Consider the following 18945-nt stretch of genomic DNA (forward strand, 5'->3'; position numbering starts at 1 on the left):
CGCATATGTTGATCAGTTTGTCGCAAGGCAATTGGGTTGTGCAGGTCGGCTTTCGCAAGCACCGCGAAGGACACAGTGGCCTGGGGAATCGATTGGGGTTGACAGGACACTGCATCAGCGCTCCACTTTTGTTGCGCAGCAGGTCTTTGGCAGGAACGATGCGCAAAGGGTGAAAACCAAGTTGGACGCTCAAGACAACAGCCAAAGCAAGGCCCGGACTTACTCGGGTGACATTGCCATCGTTGGACTATCGGTGGATCTGCCCGGTGCCGGATCGGCAGCGGCCTTCTGGGACAATCTGCGCGACGGCGTCGAAAGCATCGAAGTGCTGGATGAAGACAGCTTGCTGGCCAACGGAGAGCGCCCAGCGCATATCGCGGATCCCAACTACGTGCCAGCTGCCGCACGGCTGCAGGGCTATGATACCTTCGATGCGGAATTCTTCGGATTCAGCCCGAAAGAGGCCGCTATCCTGGACCCACAGCACCGCAAGTTCCTGGAGGTCGCCTGGACCGCCATGGAGGATGCAGGCCACCCACCCGAAAGCCTTGATGCCCCCATCGGCGTCTATGCGGGCTGTGGCATGGGCAGCTATTTCTATTTCAACATCTGCTCCAACCCCGATCTGGTGGACGATGTGGGCATGTTCCTGCTGCGTCACACCGGCAACGACAAGGATTTCCTGTCGACCCGCGTCAGCCATGTCTTTGACCTGAAGGGGCCATCGGTCAACATCCAGACCGCCTGTTCGACCTCTCTGGTGGCGATTCACTACGCCTGCAAGGCCCTGCGCGAAGGCGAATGCGGCATGGCGCTGGCGGGGGGCGTTACCATCGAACTGCCGCAGGGGCGCGGCTACCTATACAAGGAAAACGAGATCCTGTCGCCGGATGGGCACTGCCACGCCTTCGATCACCGCGCGCAAGGCACGGTCTTTGGCTCTGGCGCCGGTGCGGTTGCGCTGCGCCGTCTGGAGGATGCCATCGCCGATGGCGACCACATCTGGGCCGTGATCAAAGGCTCTGCCATCAACAACGACGGTGCCGACAAGGCCGGATACCTGGCCCCTTCGGTTGGTGGACAGGCCGCAGCGGTGCGCAAGGCACTGGCGGCAGCGGATGTGCCCGCCGACACCATCGATTATGTGGAGTGCCACGGCACCGGCACCTACCTGGGCGACCCGATCGAGGTCACCGCCCTGACCGAAGCCTATCGCGACACGACGGATGAGGTCGGCTATTGCCGGATCGGCTCGGTCAAGACCAACATCGGCCATCTCGATACCGCCGCCGGGGTAGCGGGCCTTGCCAAAACCACTCTGGCGCTGAAACACCGGCAGATCCCCGCATCCCTTGGCTATGAGGCACCGAACCCCGCCATCGATTTTGAGACCTCACCCTTCAAGGTGAACGCCGCTTTGACCGACTGGCAGCCCCACAAGGGGCCGCGTCGCGCGGGTATCAACGCTTTGGGGGTGGGCGGAACCAATGCCCATGTGATCCTGGAGGAAGCCCCCGAACGCGGCGCATCAGAGGAAAGCGATTTTCCCTTCCATGTGCTGTGCCTGTCAGGGCGCAGCAAAGGCGCGCTGGATGGCAACACCTCCGCGCTGGCCGACTGGCTGCGGGCCAACCCGAATGCGAACCTGGCCGATGTGGCCTATACCCTGAAGGAAGGCCGCCGGGGCTTTGCCAAGCGCCGCGTGGTGGTGGCCGAAACAGCGACCGAGGCCGCAGACCTGTTGCAGGCGGGCGATCCGCGTCAGGTCTTTACCCATGATCACCTCGGCGATACGCCCGAGGTGGTCTTCATGTTCCCCGGCGGCGGTGCGCAATATGCGGGCATGGCGCGCGACCTATACGAGACCGAGCCGGTCTTTGCCGATTGGATGGACCGCGGGCTGGATCACCTGCAGGCCAAGCTCGATTACGACATCCGCACGCTTTGGCTGCCGGAAGAGGGTGAGGAAGAAGCCGCAAACGCAGCACTTCAGAAGCCCTCTGCACAGCTGCCGCTCATCATGATCGTGGAATACGCCTTGGCGCAGCTCTGGATCAGCTGGGGCGTGCGTCCCGCGGCGCTGGTCGGGCACTCCATGGGCGAAAACACCGCCGCCTGTCTGGCGGGTGTGCTATCCTTCGAAGATTGCATCGATCTGGTTTTCTTGCGGGGTCAGCTGTTTGATACGGTGCCTGCGGGCGGCATGCTGTCGATCTCGCTGCCGCTGGCAGAGGTGCAGGCGCTGATCGGCGATGACCTCGACATTGCCAGCGTCAATGCGCCCAATCTCACCGCAGTTTCCGGCCCGCAGGCCGCGCTGGACCGGCTGGCTGAGACCCTGAAAGCGCGCGACGTGGATCACCAGCGCATCCAGATCGACATCGCCGCCCATTCGCGAATGCTGGACGGCATCCTCGATCAATATGGCGCCTTCCTGCGGGGGCTCACCCTGTCACCGCCGCAGATGCCGATCATGTCGAACCGCAGCGGCACCCTGCTGACCGCAGAAGAGGCCACCGATCCCGACTACTGGGTGCGCCAGCTGCGCGGCACGGTGATGTTCGCGACCTGCATCGACACATTGGCACAGGTGCCGGGCCGCATCTATCTGGAGGTCGGTCCCGGCAAGGCACTGAGCGCGCTTGCGCAGATGGCACCCGCCGTGGCCCCCGGACAGGTGCTCAGCTCGCTGCGGCACCCGGATCAGCAGATGATGGATGATGCCTATTTCTTTGGCGTCATCGGGCGGCTCTGGGCCTGCGGGTACGAGGCGGATTGGGATCAGATCTGGGGCGAGGCCCAGCGCCATCGCCTGTCCCTGCCCACCTATGCCTTTCAGCGCAGCCGCTATTTCATCGAACCTGGCAACGCGGCACTTCTCGAAGAGACCGCCCTGCCCGCCCGCCGTGACGACATTGCGGATTGGGGCTATCGCCCGATCTGGCGTCCCCGCCTGGCCGATTGCGCGCTGGATGTGCAAAGCGAGCTGAACCAGGACCCACAGCGCTGGCTGATCTTCGAAGATGACACCGGCGCCGCTGCCAAGGTCGCCGCGCGGCTGGAGGACGCCGGACACCCGGTTGTGCGCGTGCGGCCCGGCGATACCTATGCGCAGCTGTCGCCCACCTCCTATGTGCTGGCGCCCGAACAGGGGCGCGCAGGCTATGCCGAGCTTCTGGCCGATCTGGAGCGCGCGGATCTCCTTCCCAGTCGCATCGCACATTTCTGGCTGGTGACCGATGGCGAAAGCTTCCGCCCAGGCTCTTCTTTCTTTGATCGCAATCTTGAGATGGGCTTTCATTCCCTCACCGCATTGGCGCAGGAGTTGGGCAGCCTGGATCTGGCCCAGCCGCTCCATGTCACCGTCTTCACCACCGGCGCGGCCCAGCTGCGGGATGAACCCCTGCCCCACCCCGAAAAGGCGCTGATCGCGGGACCTGCGCGGATGATGGCACGCGAGCTGCCGGGGATCACCTGCACCACTGTAGATATCGAACTGCCGAAACCACCCGAGGGCCTGCTGGCGCGGCTGCGGGGTGAGACCACAAACGACATTACAGACCGTCTGCTGGAAGAGATGCTGGCAGAGCCCGGCACGGCCTCCGCCCTGTGGCGCGGTGCCAAGCGCTATGAAAAGGACTGGCGCGCCCTTCCCTTGCCCGGCGCCGAGGCGCCAGCCGCCAAACCTGCCTTCAAACAGGGCGGCACCTACCTGATCACCGGCGGCTACGGCGGCATCGGCCTGACCGTCGCACGCCACCTGATGACGCAGTATGCGGCCAATGTGGTGCTGATCTCCCGCGAGGGCCTGCCTGCGCGGGACAGCTGGGCGCTGTACCTGCGCAGCCACAGCCCGGCCAACCATATTGCAAAACGCATCCGCGCGATCCAGGCGCTGGAGGAGATCGGCACAGGTACAGTGCTGCCCTTGGCGGCCGATGTCTGCAATTCCGGCCAGATGCGCACGGCGGTGCAGGCCGCCGAAGCGCAGTTCGGCCCGCTCACCGGCGTGATCCATGGCGCGGGCACGATCGACGATGCGCCGCTGCTGGCCAAATCGGACGAACAGATCGCCAAGGTTCTGGCCCCCAAGGTCAGCGGCTTGCGGGTGATTGATACGCTCTTCCCCGATGACAGCCTTGATCTGATGGTGCTGTTTTCCTCCTCCTCGACGGTGACCACCCCTGCCGGTCAGCTCGATTACGTCGCTGCCAATGAATACCTCAATGCCTATGCCGCCCATCGAAAGGGCGGCAAGACCCGCGTCGTGGCGGTGGACTGGGGTGTCTGGGCCGATGCGGGCATGGCCTCTGATGCCCTGGCTGCACGGCAAGGCGATAGGGGCCCAAGCGAAGCCGCCCCCTGTGATCAGCCGCTTCTGGACAGTGCGGGTTTTGATGGCGCGGGCAACCGGGTCTTTCGCACCCGGCTTGACGCCCGCCAGCACTGGCTTCTGGACGAGCACCGCACCAAGGATGGCACTGCCGTCCTACCCGGCACCGGCTATATCGAACTGGCGGTCGAGGCGCTGGCCGATCTCGGACAGTCCGAGGATGCACAGCTTCCCGCCATGGAGCTGCGCGATCTCTACTTTCTGCGCCCGCTGGTGGTGGCCGAAGACCGCCCCGCCGAGCTGCTGATCCGCTTGGTTGCACAGGAAGAGGGCTATGCGCTGTCGTTTTACAGTGAAGCCGGAGACGGCTATGCGCTGCATGCCGAGGCAATGGCCGCCTATATGACGCAGCCCCCGTCGCACACCGTCGCTGTTGAAGCCATAGAACACCGCTGCAGACCTGAACAGGCGCAGCCGGGCGTGCGCCTGCGCTCCCCGCAGGAGGCGCATCTCACCTTTGGCCCGCGCTGGCAGGTGTTGCGGCAGATGGCCTTTGGCGATCGCGAAGGTCTTGCCACCCTGCGCCTGGCCGAAGAGGCGGAAGAGGATGCTGCCGTGCTGCATCCGGGCCTTCTGGATCTGGCGACCGGCTGGGCCATCGCGCTGGCACCGGGTTATGGCACCGATACCCTTTGGGTGCCGATGTCCTACCGCGCCATTCGCATCCATGCACCGCTCAGCAAGGTGATCCACAGCCATATGCGCCTTGCCGCGGGTGACGAGGGCCAGGCCGATAGCGCGCTGTTTGATGTCACCCTCAGCGATGAAGCCGGGCAAGTGCTGGTCGAGGTCGAAGGCTTCCGCATGCAGCGGCTTGGTACGGGTTTCGATACCGCTGTCGCCATCCCGGCAGACGTCAGCGCCACCGCTATCGCAATGGCGCGCAACAGCACGAGCCAGCCCCTGTCGCCCGAGGAACGGCGCCTGCAGCACAATATCGCGCAAGGCATCCGTGCCGAGGAAGGCGGAGAGGCCCTGAGCCGGGCTTTGGCCGCCTGCCAGGAGGCGTCGCTGTCGCAGGTGGTGGTCTCCTCGCTTGACCTGCCTGAGTTGATCGTCCAGGCGAGCATGAGTGCCACGGGTCCCGAAACAGAGACCCAGAGCTTCGAGCGCCCGGATCTGGATACGGATTACGTCGCCCCGGCAAACCCTGTCGAGGACCGGTTGGCCGCGCATTTTCAGACCCTTCTGGGGGTTGCGCAGGTGGGCACGCGGGACAGTTTCTTTGACCTTGGCGGGCACTCGCTGATCGCCGTGCGTCTTTTTGCGCAGATCAAACGAGACTATGACGTGGAATTCCCGCTGTCGCTGCTGTTCGAGGCGCCCAGCGTCGCCAGCCTGGCCGAACGGATCATCGCCCGCACCGGCGGTGGTGTCAGTACCGAATCGCCAGACGCCGACAAGAGCGACAGTGCAACGCCCGCCTTCACCCATCTGGTCAAGCTGCATCCGGGCGATGGCACCGGGCGGCGGCCCTTCTTCATCGTCGCGGGCATGTTCGGCAACGTGTTGAACCTGCGCCATCTGGCGCAGCTGCTGGGGACGGATCGCCCGGTCTACGGGCTGCAGGCACGCGGGCTGATCGGCAGCGATGCGCCGCATGATCGCATAGACCGGGCCGCAAGAGATTACCTGAATGAAATCAGGCAGATCCAGCCCGAAGGCCCCTATCTTCTGGGTGGCTTTTCGGGCGGCGGCATCACCGCCTATGAGATGGCACAGCAGTTGCAGGCCGGTGGAGAGGCGACCGCCGCCCTGATCCTCCTGGATACGCCGCTGCCGGTTCGCCCAAGCCTCACCCGCAAGGACAAGGCGCTGATCAAACTGCAGGAATTGCGCCGCAAGGGGCCGTCTTACCTGACCGAATGGGCCCGCAACCGCATCGCCTGGGAGATCCGGAAACGTCAGGCAAACCCGGTCGAAACCGGCGCCACACCCGCCTTCAACAACCGCCGGATCGAACTGGCCTTCCGCGCCGCCATCACCGCATATGATCTGCAGCCCTGGGACGGCGACATGACCCTGCTGCGACCGCCTCTGGATCAGCACTGGCCGGTCTCAAACGGGCGCTTTGTCAGTGCGGAACGGGAATATGTCTACCCCGACAACGACTGGACCCGCTGGGCCCCCCGCCTTGAGGTGGTCGAAGTGCCCGGCGATCATGACAGCATGGTGCTGGTCCCCAATGTGAGCGTGCTGGCGACAGAGGTCAAAGCGCGCCTGGACCGCGCCGAAAGCGCCGCGATCGGGCACGGCGCCCACCCGCAGGCGGCGGAGTAACACCATGAGTTCCACCCCTGCCCCCCGTTTCAGCGACGATGATCATGCCCGCAACAGCGTGCTGACCATCATCCTGAACTACCGCACGCCGCAGATGACCCTGCAGGCCGCCGAGGCCGCGCTGGCAGAGATGGAAGACCTGCCGGGCGCATTGGTGATCGTGGAGAACGGCTCGGGCGACACCTCCTGGGAGGAGCTGCAAAAGGGGGCAGCCAGCCGGGGGTGGCTCGACAGTCCCAAGGTCCGCCTGGTCCGCTCAGAGGTGAACGGTGGCTTCGGTGCCGGCATGAATATCGGCATGGCGGCTGGCCTGCCCGATGGCAGCGCGCCAGGGTTCTACTACCTGTTGAATTCGGATGCCTTCGTCGAAGGGGAAACCATCTCGCGCCTGCGCGATTTCCTGATGGCAAGTCCCGGCGCGGGCTTGGCGGGGTCTTTCGTGCATGGCACCGATCACGAGCCGCACCGCACTGCCTTCCGCTTCCCCTCGATCGCGGGGGAGTTCGAGATGGCCGCCCGCACCGGGATCATCACGCGCCTCTTGCGGCATGCGGTCGTGGCAATGGATATCCCCCAGGCCGAAACCCAGGTGGACTGGACCGCTGGTGCCAGCCTGATGATCCGCCGCGAGGTGATCGAAGAGATCGGCGGCTTTGACGAGACATTCTTCCTCTACTTTGAGGAAACCGATCTCTGCCACCGCGCCGCCCGCGCTGGCTGGCGCACCCATTACGTGCCGACCAGCACGGTGGCCCATATCGGCTCTGCCTCGACTGGAATGAAATCCTGGGGGCGCACCCCGCCCTATTGGTTCGACTCGCGCCTGCATTACTTCGTGAAAACCCACGGCGTGATCTATGCCGCGCTGGCAACCCTGGCTCGGATCAGCGGCACCGGCCTTTATGGGCTCAGGCGCCTGGTCCAGGGAAAACCGGCCGCCGATGCCCCCCATTTCCTGCGTGATCTGATCCTGCACGCCCTACGCGCGATGATCCGCCGCAAACCATCCAAACGTGAAACGCGCCTTCACACCCCCTTCCCGGAGGAGCAGAAATGACCCCTTTTTCCTCGGTCATCATTGGTAATGAATCCCTCGCCGTCGGCTGCGGCGATGCGCTATTGGCGCGCGGCCACATCATCCGCGCGGTTGTCTCTCAGGATGAGGCAATCCAGAGCTGGGCTGCCAAAAAGGGGATCATCGTTCTTGCAAAACCTAATGATCTAAAAGAGTTAACGGGCGGGTTTGACTGGCTTCTCTCCATCGCCAACCTGCGGGTGATCCCCGACGCGGTGCTGAAACAGGCTTCCAAGGGCGCGGTGAATTTCCACGATGGCCCGCTGCCGCGCTATGCCGGTCTCAATGCGCCGAACTGGGCCTTGATCGAGGGCGCGCGCGACTACGGCATCACCTGGCACATGATCGAAGGCGGTATCGACGAGGGCGATATCCTCGCGCAGCGCCTGTTCGATGTGGCCGGGGATGAGACCGCCTTCAGCCTCAACTCCAAATGCTACGCCGCCGCAATGGACAGTTTTGGCGAGGTGATCGAGCAGCTTGAAACAGGCAGCCTCAACCGACAGCCCCAGGATCTGAGCCAGCGCAGCTATTTTGCCCGCGCCGACCGACCCGCCGCCGGGGCGCGTCTGGATTTCACGAGGCCCGCGGCAGAGCTGTCCCGCCTGGTGTGCGCGCTTGATTTTGGCGGCTACTGGAACCCCCTGTCGGCGCCCAAGATCACAATAGGCGACCGGATCCTTCTGGTGTCGCGTGCCGAAGCGATTGAAGGTGATGCAGCGCCGGGTGAGGTGCTGGAGAATACCAATGATGGCCTGACCGTGGCCTGCGGCAGTGGTGCCCTGCGCCTTGCCGGGATCACCGATACATCCGGGCGCAGCCTGTCCGTGCTGGATCTCTGCGCAACCGGCGATCTCTTGCCTGCGCTCGATGCGCAAGACAGCGATGAGATCACCGCCGCCCTGGCTGCGACCCAGGCGGGCGAGGCCCATTGGCGTCAGGCGCTGACCGCGATGCAGCCGGTTCCGGTACCCTTGGCGCGCAAGACCGGCGAAACCGGCGTGACCCGGCATGAGATCACCGCTGCCGATGCGCTCACTGAAGCCCAGATCGCGGCGGCCACGCTTGTGTTTGCCCTGCGCAGCGCCGGAGCCGAGACGGCGGATATCGCCCTTGCAACCGAGACCATGACGCCACGGCCCGGGCTTGTCACGGGCTGGGTGCCGCTGCAGGTCCACCATCAAGAGGGTCTGGCAGGCCTGGAACAGCGGGTTGAGGCTGGGATCGGGAAGGCCCGGACATATGGCGGCTTTGCCGAGGATCTGATCGCCCGCGCGCCCGAGCTTGCGCCACAGGATCACCCCGGCATCGGATTGTCCCTGGGACGGGATGCGGCCCTGCCGGGCTGCGCTGCCACCGTTTCCTGGGCGGATGGGGCGCTTGCGCTTCATGTGGATGGCGCCCAGCTTGACCATAAGGCCGCGGAGCTGCTCGCCGCGCGGCTGAAACTGGTGCTGGGTGCCATTTCTTCCGCAGACGGCAGCGATACCACCATCGCCGACCTGCCGATCCTGCCCGAGGCCGAGCGCCAGATGCTGATCAGCGACTGGAACCAGACTTCGGCCAAGGTGGACTTGACCCAGACCGTCCATGCGGCATTCGAGGCGCAGGTGGATCGCACCCCCGGTGCCACCGCGCTGATCTTCGAGGATCAAAGCCTCACCTACGCCGAACTCGACGCCCGCGCCAACGGGGTTGCCGCCCAGCTGCAGCATATGGGCGTCAAACCCGGCAGCCATGTGGGCATCTATGTGGCGCGCAGCCCCGATCTGGTGGTCGCCGCCCTTGCGGTGATGAAGGCAGGCGGCGCCTATGTGCCGCTGGACCCCGCCTATCCAGCCGATCGCATTGCCCATTTCATCACGGACAGCGGCGCCGCCGTCATCGTGACACAGGGCGCGCTGCAGGGCAGCCTGCCCGCATCCGACGCGCAAATACTGGTTCTGGATGGCCCCGAGGCGCCACAGCCCTGCGCAACGCCCATCACGGGCGGCGCAACCGGGCAGGATCTGGCCTATCTGATCTACACCTCCGGCTCTACCGGCCTGCCCAAGGGGGTGATGGTGCGTCATGGCAATGTGGCGAACTTCTTTGCCGCCATGGACGCGCGCATCCCCCATCAACCGGGCGATGCCTGGCTGGCGGTGACCAGCCTGTCGTTTGACATTTCCGTGCTCGAACTGTTCTGGACCCTGTCGCGCGGCTTCAAACTGGTGCTCTCCAGCGATGAAAGCCGCCTGCAGCTGTCGAACGGGCCGATTGCCACCTCTGACCGGAAGATGGACTTCAACCTGTTCTACTGGGGCAATGACGACGGCCCCGGCCCGCGCAAATACAACCTGCTGCTGGAAGGCGCCAAATTCGCCGATCAACACGGGTTCAACGCGGTCTGGACGCCAGAGCGGCATTTCCACGCTTTTGGCGGCCCCTATCCCAACCCCTCGGTCACCGGCGCAGCGGTCGCGGCGGTCACACAGAACCTGGGCGTGCGCTCTGGCTCCTGCGTGGCCCCCCTGCACCATCCCGCCCGCATTGCCGAGGAATGGGCGGTGATCGACAATCTGACAGCAGGCCGGGCAGGCCTTGGTTTTGCCGCCGGCTGGCAGCCCGATGATTTCATCCTGCGCCCGGAAAACACGCCGCCTGCCAACAAACCCGCCATGTATGAGGCGATCGAGACCGTGCGCAGGCTGTGGCGCGGCGAAGAGGTCGCCTTCCCGCGCAAGGACGGCGGCACACATGCGGTGATCACCCAGCCGCGCCCGGTGTCCAAGGAACTGCCGGTCTGGGTCACCACCGCAGGCAATCCCGACACCTGGCGAGAGGCCGGAGAGATCGGCGCCCATGTCCTCACCCACCTTCTGGGCCAAAGCATTGACGAGGTCGCAGGCAAGATCCGCATCTACCACGACGCCCTGCGCGCAGCCGGGCATGATCCGGCGGATTTCACCGTCACCTTGATGCTGCACACCTATCTGGCCGATACCCGCGAGGCGGCCCGCCAGACAGCGCGCGAGCCGATGAAGGACTACCTGCGCTCGGCCGCCGGTTTGATCAAGCAATACGCCTGGGCCTTCCCGGCCTTCAAACGCCCCAAGGGCGTCAACAACGCCTTTGACATGCAGCTGGATGCGCTTGGCGCCGACGAACTGGAGGCGATCCTGGATTTCGCCTTTGAACGCTATTTCGAGGACTCAGGCCTGTTCGGCACGGTGCAGGATGGTGTCGCGCGCGTGGAGCAGTTGAAACGCATCGGCGTGGATGAGGTCGCCTGCCTTATCGATTATGGCATCGCGCCCGAACAGGTGATGGAAGGGTTGAAGCCGCTGGCCGAAGTGCTGCGCCTGTCGAATGCCCCGCAAGAGCTTGACTCCGAAGACTTTTCGCTTGCCGCGCAGATCCTGCGCCATGATGTCAGCCACATGCAATGCACGCCTTCGATGGCGCGCATGATGGTGCAGAATGACGAGGCACGCATGGTGCTGCCTCATCTGCAGCATCTCCTGGTGGGCGGCGAAGCCCTGGCCGGTGATCTGGCGGGCGATCTGCGCGAGGCAGGACCGGGGCAGATCCACAACATGTACGGGCCGACCGAGACGACCATCTGGTCCACCATGCAGACCTTGGATGGCGTCCCTGCGGGTGTTGCGGACATCGGCGCACCGATTGCCAATACCCAAGTCTATGTTCTGGACTCGAAAGGCGCCCCGCAACCCATTGGTGCCCCTGGGGAATTGCTCATCGCGGGTGATGGGGTCACCACCGGGTACTGGCAGCGCCCCGAATTGAACGCAGAGCGTTTTGTCGCTGATCCCTTTGGCGGCGGCAAGATGTATCGCACCGGCGATCTGGTCCGTTGGCGGACAGACGGGCGGCTCGATTTCCTCGGCCGCACCGACCATCAGGTGAAGATCCGCGGTCAACGCATCGAGTTGGGCGAAATCGAAGCGGCCCTTTCTGCCCAGCCGGGCGTCACCGGCGCGGTTGTCATGCCCCGTACCATTGGCGCCGGGGAGCAGCTGGTCGGATATATCACCACCTCTGCCCCGGTGCAGGAACCTGCGTTGAAACAGGCGCTGGCCGCCCGTCTGGCCGAGGTCATGGTGCCTGCCCATATCGTGACGCTGGAGGCCTTCCCGCTGACCCCGAACAAGAAGATCGACCGCAAGGCACTGCCGGATCCGAAACCGGCCCGCGTGGCTGCGCCGACAACCGAAGCGGCACCCAAGGCCGGTGCCCAGGCGCAGATCGCCGAGATCTGGGGCCGGATCCTTGGGCTCAATGGGATCGGCGCGCAGGACAACTTCTTTGTCCTTGGCGGGCATTCCCTGTTGGCGGTGCAGGCGCACCGGGACATTCGCGCCGCACTGGAGGTGCCGAAACTGTCGATCACCGATATCTTCCGCTTCCCGACGCTGTCCGGCCTGGCGGACCATGTGGAAGGCCTGTCAGGCGGTTCGCAAACACCGGAAGATCCGGTAGACACGGCAGAGGCCGCTGCCGCCGAAGCGGCAAAAACCGAAACCATGTCGAAACGGCGCGCCATGCGTGCCAACCGCAGAGCCAGGACAGGATGATCGCAGACCCATCCCTGACGACGAAGATGACCCAAGAGCGGCTGGACCTGGTCCGGCCGCTTTTTGGGCCCGAGGTGGCCGTGGCCGCCTGTGATCCCCTGGCAGATCCCCCGGTGCCATTCGCCGAAGAAACCGCCTGCCTGTCGCCCCGCGCGGTAGAGAAGCGTCGCCGCGAGTTTGCCGCGGGGCGCGCGGCGGCGCATCAGGCCATGCGGGATCTCGGCCAAGTGCCGCGCCCCATCGTGATATCTGACAGCCGCGCTCCAATCTGGCCCCAGGGGCTGACCGGGTCGATCACCCATACCAAAAGCTGTGCCCTGGCCGCCGTTGCCCCAGCCGATGCCCTGCGCGCCATCGGCATCGATGTGGAGGAAGACACACCGCTCAAAGACGATCTCGTGCCTGCAATCTGCTCGGATCGGGAACGGGCCTGGCTCAGCAAACAGGACGATCCCGGCCAGATGGGCAAGCTGATCTTTTCCGCAAAGGAAGCCGCCTATAAGTGCCAATACATGATCAGCAAAAGGTTTTTTGGATTTGATGGCATGGAGTTGGAAGTCACACCTGATGTTGACAGCCCCGGCCAGAGCGGCCGTTTCCTGGCCCGTTTCACGGCGGATCAACTGCCGTTTCAGCGTGGATTTTCCATCGAAGGGGCCTTTGTGATCGGTGCCGGGATCATTTTCACAATGGCCACGCTCAAGAAGGAGTGAGACATGGGAAAACGATCGCTTCTCTTGGCGCTGACAACCTGCCTGCACGGGGCTTGGTCCGGATTTTCTGCCGAGGCCGCGCCGGTCCCGATCCCGGCGCTTGCTGCACCTGAGCAGCCCTTGAAGGTCTTCCATCTTGGTCATTCCCTGGTGGGACCAGTGATGCCGCATATGCTGGCGCAGTTGGCGCCGGACGGGCATAGCTGGAACAGCCAGCTGGGGTCCGGCACCTCGCTGAAGGAACATTGGGAACCGGATGCACCGATCCGGGATTTCGATCTGGTCAACCAGGCGCCCATCTGGCGCGACGCGAAAGAGGCCATCGGATCAGGCGAATACGATGCCGTGGTGCTGACAGAGATGGTCGAGCTGCGCGATGCGGTGAAGTATTTCGGGTCCGCCAAATACCTGCGCCGCTGGGCGCGCCTGGCCCGTGCAGCATCGCCGGATGCCCGGATCTACCTCTATGAGACCTGGCATCATCTGGACGATCCTGACGGATGGCAGGCGCGGATCGATGCGGATCTTGAGCGGCTTTGGCTGGGCAAGGTGCTCGGCTCGGACAGCCGTCGCAATCCAAAACGTCCGGTCTACCTGATCCCGGCCGGGCAGGTCCTGGCCGCCGTCGCAGGGGCTATCAACGCGGGCATGGTCGAGGGGGTAGCAGATATTTCAGAGCTTTTTGCCAAGACCCCAGACGGCCTGCAGGACACCATCCATATCAATGACTTGGGCGCCTATGTTGTGGCACTGACCCATTACGCCGTGCTCTATCATCGCTCACCTGTCGGATTGCCACATGAGCTGTCACGCCCCGATGGAGATGCCGCAGAGGCCTTCTCAGCCCGCGCAGCCAAAACCCTGCAAGAGATCGTCTGGCAGGTCGTGCAGAGCCTGCCGCGCACGGGACTTGCGCAGGCCGCTTTGATACAGGCAGGCACGATACAGGCAGGCACGATACAGGCAGGCACGATACAGGCGGGGCAGGACTGATGCCCTTTGAAACGCTGATCGCCTCGGTCCTGATGGTGGGCCACTCGCTGTTTGGCCCGGACAATCCGGTGATGTTGCAGGGTCTGTTGCGGCACGGCACGCCCTCGGCCACGGTCGAGGCTCAGATCATCAACGGCGCCCCCCTCAGCTACAACTGGGACCACGGCGCCAACGCCGAGGGTGTCAATGCCCGCGAACGGCTGAAAAGCCCGGTGGATGCGGTGATCCTGACCGAGGCCATTCCGCTAGCCAATCACCTCAAGTGGAGCAATACGGAAGAGGCCGTCACCCGGTACTATCAGGCCGCAAAATCCGCGAACCCGGACGCGGTGATCTACCTACAGGAAACCTGGCACAGCCTCGACAGTGGCACCGGGGCCGAGATCCCTTTTGACGATGGCGGCGACACCCCTTGGCGCGACCGGCTGGAACAGGATCTGCCACGTTGGCAGGCCGTGGTGGATGAGGTCAATGACCAGTTGGATGGCGACCTGAAATTGCTGCCAGTCGGCCAGGCCATGGCGCGGCTGGACGATGCGATCCAGGCGGGAACCGTTCCCGGCCTTGGCGATATCGCGGAGGTCTATGCCGACGACATTCACCCCAATGCAACTGGCTACTACTTCATCAGCCTTGTTCAATTCGCTGTAATCACAGGGGAAACGCCAATCGGCCTACCGCAGCAACTGGAGGGGCGCTGGGGCAAGTCCTACACCCTGCCCTCGGCCGATCTGGCCATCCGCCTGCAGGAAATCGCCTGGGCCGCCGCCCAGGGAGAAGGCGTGCCGACAGCTGCCCTGCCGCCAGAACCAGCGCCCCTGCCCGATGATCCCGCCCTGCCGGTCCTGAACAGCCTCCCCTCGCAGGAGCAACCGGCAGATCAGATCGCGGAACAGCCCAGGGCCCCGCGCCAGCCGATGGCGATGAACCTGATGGAGATCGCCGATTGGAGCCCGCAAGCGCCCTTCCTCGATCATTTCAAGACCGCGCGCCCCTGGATCGGTCATCTGCCCGGGCGCTGGGGCGGTGTCAGCCACGAAAACCTTGCCGCGGCAGGCTATCTGGACGAAAACGGCTGGCCCACCGCCCTGCCGCCCGAACTCGGCTCCATCGGCACCGTGATCCTGACAGACCTGCCGACCGAGGCGCGCTCGCTTGCGGGACGCTATGTGCTGCGCTTTGAGGGCAAGGGAATTGTCGAGGTCTCGGGACGGGCCGAAAACGTGCGCTATGGCAATGGTGAAGTCTCCTTTGACTACACCCCCGGCCCCGGCCCGGTGGAGATCCGCCTCCAACGCATTGCACGTGGCGACCACATCCGCAACATCACCGTGGTCCGGGAAGATCAGATCGCCGCCTTTGAGACTGGCGAGATCTTCAACCCGCTCTGGCTTGATATGCTGGACGGGTTCGAAGCCCTGCGGTTCATGGATTGGATGGACACCAACGACTCCCTCCAGATCGGTTGGGAGGATCGCCCGAATGTCACTGATTTCACCTGGTCCATGAAAGGGGTTCCGGCAGAAATCCTGCTGAAGCTGGCCAATACCCTGGGGGCTGATCCCTGGTTCACCATGCCCCATATGGCGGACGACAGCTACTTGCGCAATTTCGCCGCACTGGTGCGGGGTCACCTGGACGAGGATCTGCGCGCCTATGTGGAATACTCCAACGAGGTCTGGAACTGGCAGTTCGACCAGGCCCATTGGGCCGAGGAACAGGCCCGCGCCCTATGGGGCGGAGAGCACCTCTGGATGCAGTTTTATGGTGGCCGCGCTGCCGAAGTGGCGCAGATCTGGAGTGAAGTCTTTGGCGCTGAGGCGGATCAGCGGCTGGTGCGGGTGATTTCCAGCCAGACCGGATGGCTGGGGCTGGAGGAACAGGTTCTGACCGCGCCGCTTTGGGTGGCCTCCGAACCGGACCGCAAGCCACCCGCGACCTATTTCGATGCCTATGCGGTCACCGGCTATTTCGGCGGTATCCTGGGTCTGCGCGACCGGGCGCCGATCCTGCGGGCCTGGCTCTCTGACAGCCGCGACCGGGCGCGCACGACCGCCAATGAAAAGGGCCTGACCGGCGCCGAGGCAGAGGCCTTCGTGGCAGCTCATCAATACGATGTGGCCACCGCGCAGGCGGCACTGGAGCTGGAAGATGGCCTGCTCAGCGGCGACAGTAGCGACACGCTCTCCGATCTTCTGGGCCGGGTGCTGCCCTACCACAAAGAGGTTGCGGATCGTCACGGTCTGGATCTGATTGTCTATGAGGGCGGCAGCCATGTGGTCGGCATCGGGCCCATGGTTGATGACGAGGAACTGACCGGCTTTTTCACCCATTTCAACTACACCGATGCCATGGCACAACTTTATGCGCGCCTGCTGACCGGCTGGGCCGATCTTGGCGGGGTGCTCTTTGGCGTCTATGCGGATGTTGCGACCCCCGGCAAATGGGGCAGCTGGGGCGCGCGCCGCACATTGAGCGACGACAACCCGCGCTGGCGCTTGCTGGAGGCGGTGAAATGACGGCTCTGGTCTCGGTCCTGATCCCCGCCCACAATGAGGCTGGCTATATCGAGACCTGCCTTGAGGCCCTTTTTGCCTCGGATCCCCTGCCGGATGGCGCCGCCGCCGAAGTCCTGGTTCTCGCCAATGGCTGCAGCGACGACACGGCGCAGATTGCCCGCGGCCTGTCCGCACCCGAGGGCTGGACCTGCCGGGTTCTGGAGCTGCCCGAGGGCGGCAAGCTTGGCGCGCTCAACGCGGGCGATGCCGCCGCTAAGGGAGATATCCTGGTCTATCTGGATGCGGATGTGATCGTCTCGCCTCCCCTTCTGGGTCAACTGACCTCGGCACTTGCCCAGGAGGCGCCGCTTTATGCCAGCGGCTCTCCGCGGGTCAGCCACGCGCAGTCATGGTTGACCCGTGCCTATGGCCGGTTCTGGGCGCAGCTGCCCTTCGTCACCGAGGGCGTGCCGGGTTTCGGCCTTTTCGCGATGAACCGTGCCGGGCGCAATCGCTGGCAGAACTGGCCCGATATCATCTCTGATGACACATTCGCGCGGCTGTCCTTCGCGGCCCCCGAACGCATCCGCCTGCCCGGCGCATATCAATGGCCCATGGTCGAAGGCTTTGCCAATCTGGTCCGGGTGCGCAGGCGGCAGAACAAAGGCGTAGAGGAAATCGCCGCCCGTTTTCCGCAGCTGCTGGCCAATGATGATAAGCGCTCTTTGGGATCGCGGGGCCTGCTGCGACTGTTGCGGCGCGATCCCTTGGGGTTTGCCGCCTATGGGCTGGTCAGCCTCGCGGTCAAAACGCCCCTGTTCAAAAGCAATTCCCGCTGGGCCAGAGGCCGCTGACACGCCTGTCGCAGGCACTGGCAGGGCGACCGCGCCGCGCCCCGCGCGGCGCCAGGCCCAACCGGCACGGAACCGGCTTTGCCGGGATCAAGACGGGCGGGAGCGCCCCCTTGGCTGCCTTCCAAAGTCCTATCGGGGGACCTATCGAGTCTCTTTGAAAAAAGCCGCCAGTTTGGCCGCTTCCCGATCGCTGTCATGCCGCTCCAATACCCGCAGGCGCCCCAATCTGCCCATCTCAGACAGGCGCTCACGGGGCAGCTTGGCGATCTCTGCCACGGCCGCCGCGAGCGCCTCTGCGTCACCGGCAGGCACCATCCAGCCGGTCTCCTCCTGCAGCACCAGTTCGGGTGTGCCTGCCACATAGGTCGCCAGCACCGGACGGGCGGCGGCCATGGCCTCCATCACCACCATCGGCAGACCTTCGGCAAAGGAGGGCATCACCAAGAGATGAGAGGCCGCCAATTCTGCACGGACCCCGGCTTCGTCCAGCCAGCCGGTCAGGGTGACGTGGTTCTGCAGACCGGCGCGGCGGATCTCCCCTTCCAGGTCCGCGCGCATTTCCCCATCGCCGATCAGCGTCAGATGCACATCGGGCAATGCGGCAACAATCCGCGCCATCGCCCGGATCAGCACCATCTGGCCCTTCTGCTCGACAAAGCGCCCGATTGCCACCAGCCGCAGCCCCCCCTCGGGCAGCGGCGCAGGATCGGCAAAGCGCGCAGGCTCAATCCCGCAATGCACCACCTTGATCTTGTCCCAGGCACCAAATTCGGCCCAGCGGCTGAGCTGGCTTTTGCCAAAGCTGCTGATCGCCACCGCAAAGGCGGCGCGGTTCACCTTCTCACCCAGCGACAGCGCATGGGGCGCATCGAATTCCTCTGGCCCGTGGGTGGTGAAACTGAAGGGGATCCCGCTCAGCTCTTGCGCCAGCAGCGCCACCGCCGTGGCGTTGGTGCCAAAATGCGCATGCATATGATCAACGCCCCCGGCCCTGCACCGACGTGCCACATAGGCCGCTTCACCGAAGTAGATCAGATGCCGCAGACGCCCGACCGAAGAGGCGCGCCCAAGCCTGAGCGCCAGACGCAAGGCGTCGAAAAACCGCCCCGGCGCCTGCAGCGCTGACATCAGCAGAGCAAGCATCAAGGACAGCGCCCCGGCGCGCAGCACGTAGTGCGTCGACGCGGCCTCGGCCTGATCGCCCGCATCCACCAGGGGCGCCTCGCTGGCGCGCATGGCAAGGCGCAGTACCTTTATCCCCTGCCGCTCCAACGCCTGCACCTCCCGGCGGATGAAACTATGGGAAGGCTGCGGATAAGTGTTCAGCACATAAGAAACTTTCACGGTAATCCTGCCTCGCATCCCTGCAACGACCCCGGGTCAGGGCCATCCTTTGCGGCAGGTTATACGCTCCCCCATGCCCTGCCTAGAGCCCCGCTGGGACAGGCCACACCGCAGCGTCAATCCATGGCAGCCCGAGGGATTGTTGCAGGGTTCAAGGTAAAAACTGATACGAAGGTCCCGAACTGGCCTCGCAGATTGACCTTCCCCCGGCGCCTGCC

8 protein-coding genes are annotated in these 18945 nt (G+C 64.4%); 7 read left to right on the forward strand and 1 reads right to left on the reverse strand.

Going from position 1 to position 18945, the window contains the following annotated elements; genetic code table 11:
• Positions 1–169 precede the first annotated feature (169 nt).
• The 7 genes from PXK01_RS15200 to PXK01_RS15230 are packed head-to-tail and all read left to right on the forward strand — an operon-like array spanning position 170 to position 17383.
• Positions 170–6673, forward strand: a complete 6504-nt coding sequence (locus PXK01_RS15200; protein ID WP_446728456.1) for a type I polyketide synthase — start codon at positions 170–172, stop codon at positions 6671–6673.
• A gap of 4 nt (positions 6674–6677) precedes the next feature.
• Positions 6678–7730, forward strand: coding sequence for a glycosyltransferase family 2 protein (locus PXK01_RS15205; RefSeq protein ID WP_274860724.1), 1053 nt, complete (start codon positions 6678–6680; stop codon positions 7728–7730).
• Entirely contained in the window at positions 7727–12325 is a 4599-nt protein-coding gene (locus tag PXK01_RS15210) for a MupA/Atu3671 family FMN-dependent luciferase-like monooxygenase (RefSeq protein WP_274860725.1), read from the forward strand. Before PXK01_RS15205 ends, PXK01_RS15210 begins: the two co-directional genes overlap by 4 nt.
• A complete protein-coding gene (locus tag PXK01_RS15215; RefSeq protein WP_274860726.1) occupies positions 12322–13038 on the forward strand; it encodes a 4'-phosphopantetheinyl transferase family protein in 717 nt (238 codons plus the stop codon). Before PXK01_RS15210 ends, PXK01_RS15215 begins: the two co-directional genes overlap by 4 nt.
• Positions 13039–13041: 3 nt before the next feature.
• Positions 13042–14031 carry a hypothetical protein gene (locus PXK01_RS15220; RefSeq protein WP_274860727.1) on the forward strand — a complete coding sequence of 330 codons (990 nt, stop codon included), beginning with the start codon at positions 13042–13044 and terminating at the stop codon, positions 14029–14031.
• Positions 14031–16550, forward strand: coding sequence for a hypothetical protein (locus PXK01_RS15225; RefSeq protein WP_274860728.1), 2520 nt, complete (start codon positions 14031–14033; stop codon positions 16548–16550). The genes PXK01_RS15220 and PXK01_RS15225 overlap by 1 nt, the downstream gene beginning before the upstream one ends.
• Positions 16547–17383: a glycosyltransferase family 2 protein gene (locus tag PXK01_RS15230; protein WP_274860729.1), complete on the forward strand. Its 837-nt coding sequence runs from the start codon at positions 16547–16549 to the stop codon at positions 17381–17383. The genes PXK01_RS15225 and PXK01_RS15230 overlap by 4 nt, the downstream gene beginning before the upstream one ends.
• Before the next feature lie 141 nt (positions 17384–17524).
• Here PXK01_RS15230 and PXK01_RS15235 read toward each other — a convergent pair whose 3' ends face one another.
• Positions 17525–18727 (reverse strand): glycosyltransferase, encoded by a 1203-nt coding sequence (locus tag PXK01_RS15235; protein WP_274860731.1) that lies wholly within the window; start codon positions 18725–18727, stop codon positions 17525–17527.
• Positions 18728–18945 lie beyond the last annotated feature (218 nt).

Origin of the sequence: Phaeobacter sp. PT47_59 (genome assembly GCF_028890025.1) — a bacterium.
Taxonomy (GTDB): Bacteria; Pseudomonadota; Alphaproteobacteria; order Rhodobacterales; family Rhodobacteraceae; genus Phycobacter.

What these genes read in the sequence shown, in the direction of transcription:
- PXK01_RS15205 (WP_274860724.1), top strand. Translation starts at nt 6,678, where the DNA reads ATGAGTTCCACCCCTGCCCCCCGTTTCAGCGACGATGATCATGCCCGC.
- PXK01_RS15210 (WP_274860725.1), top strand. Translation starts at nt 7,727, where the DNA reads ATGACCCCTTTTTCCTCGGTCATCATTGGTAATGAATCCCTCGCCGTC.
- PXK01_RS15215 (WP_274860726.1), top strand. Translation starts at nt 12,322, where the DNA reads ATGATCGCAGACCCATCCCTGACGACGAAGATGACCCAAGAGCGGCTG.
- PXK01_RS15220 (WP_274860727.1), top strand. Translation starts at nt 13,042, where the DNA reads ATGGGAAAACGATCGCTTCTCTTGGCGCTGACAACCTGCCTGCACGGG.
- PXK01_RS15225 (WP_274860728.1), top strand. Translation starts at nt 14,031, where the DNA reads ATGCCCTTTGAAACGCTGATCGCCTCGGTCCTGATGGTGGGCCACTCG.
- PXK01_RS15230 (WP_274860729.1), top strand. Translation starts at nt 16,547, where the DNA reads ATGACGGCTCTGGTCTCGGTCCTGATCCCCGCCCACAATGAGGCTGGC.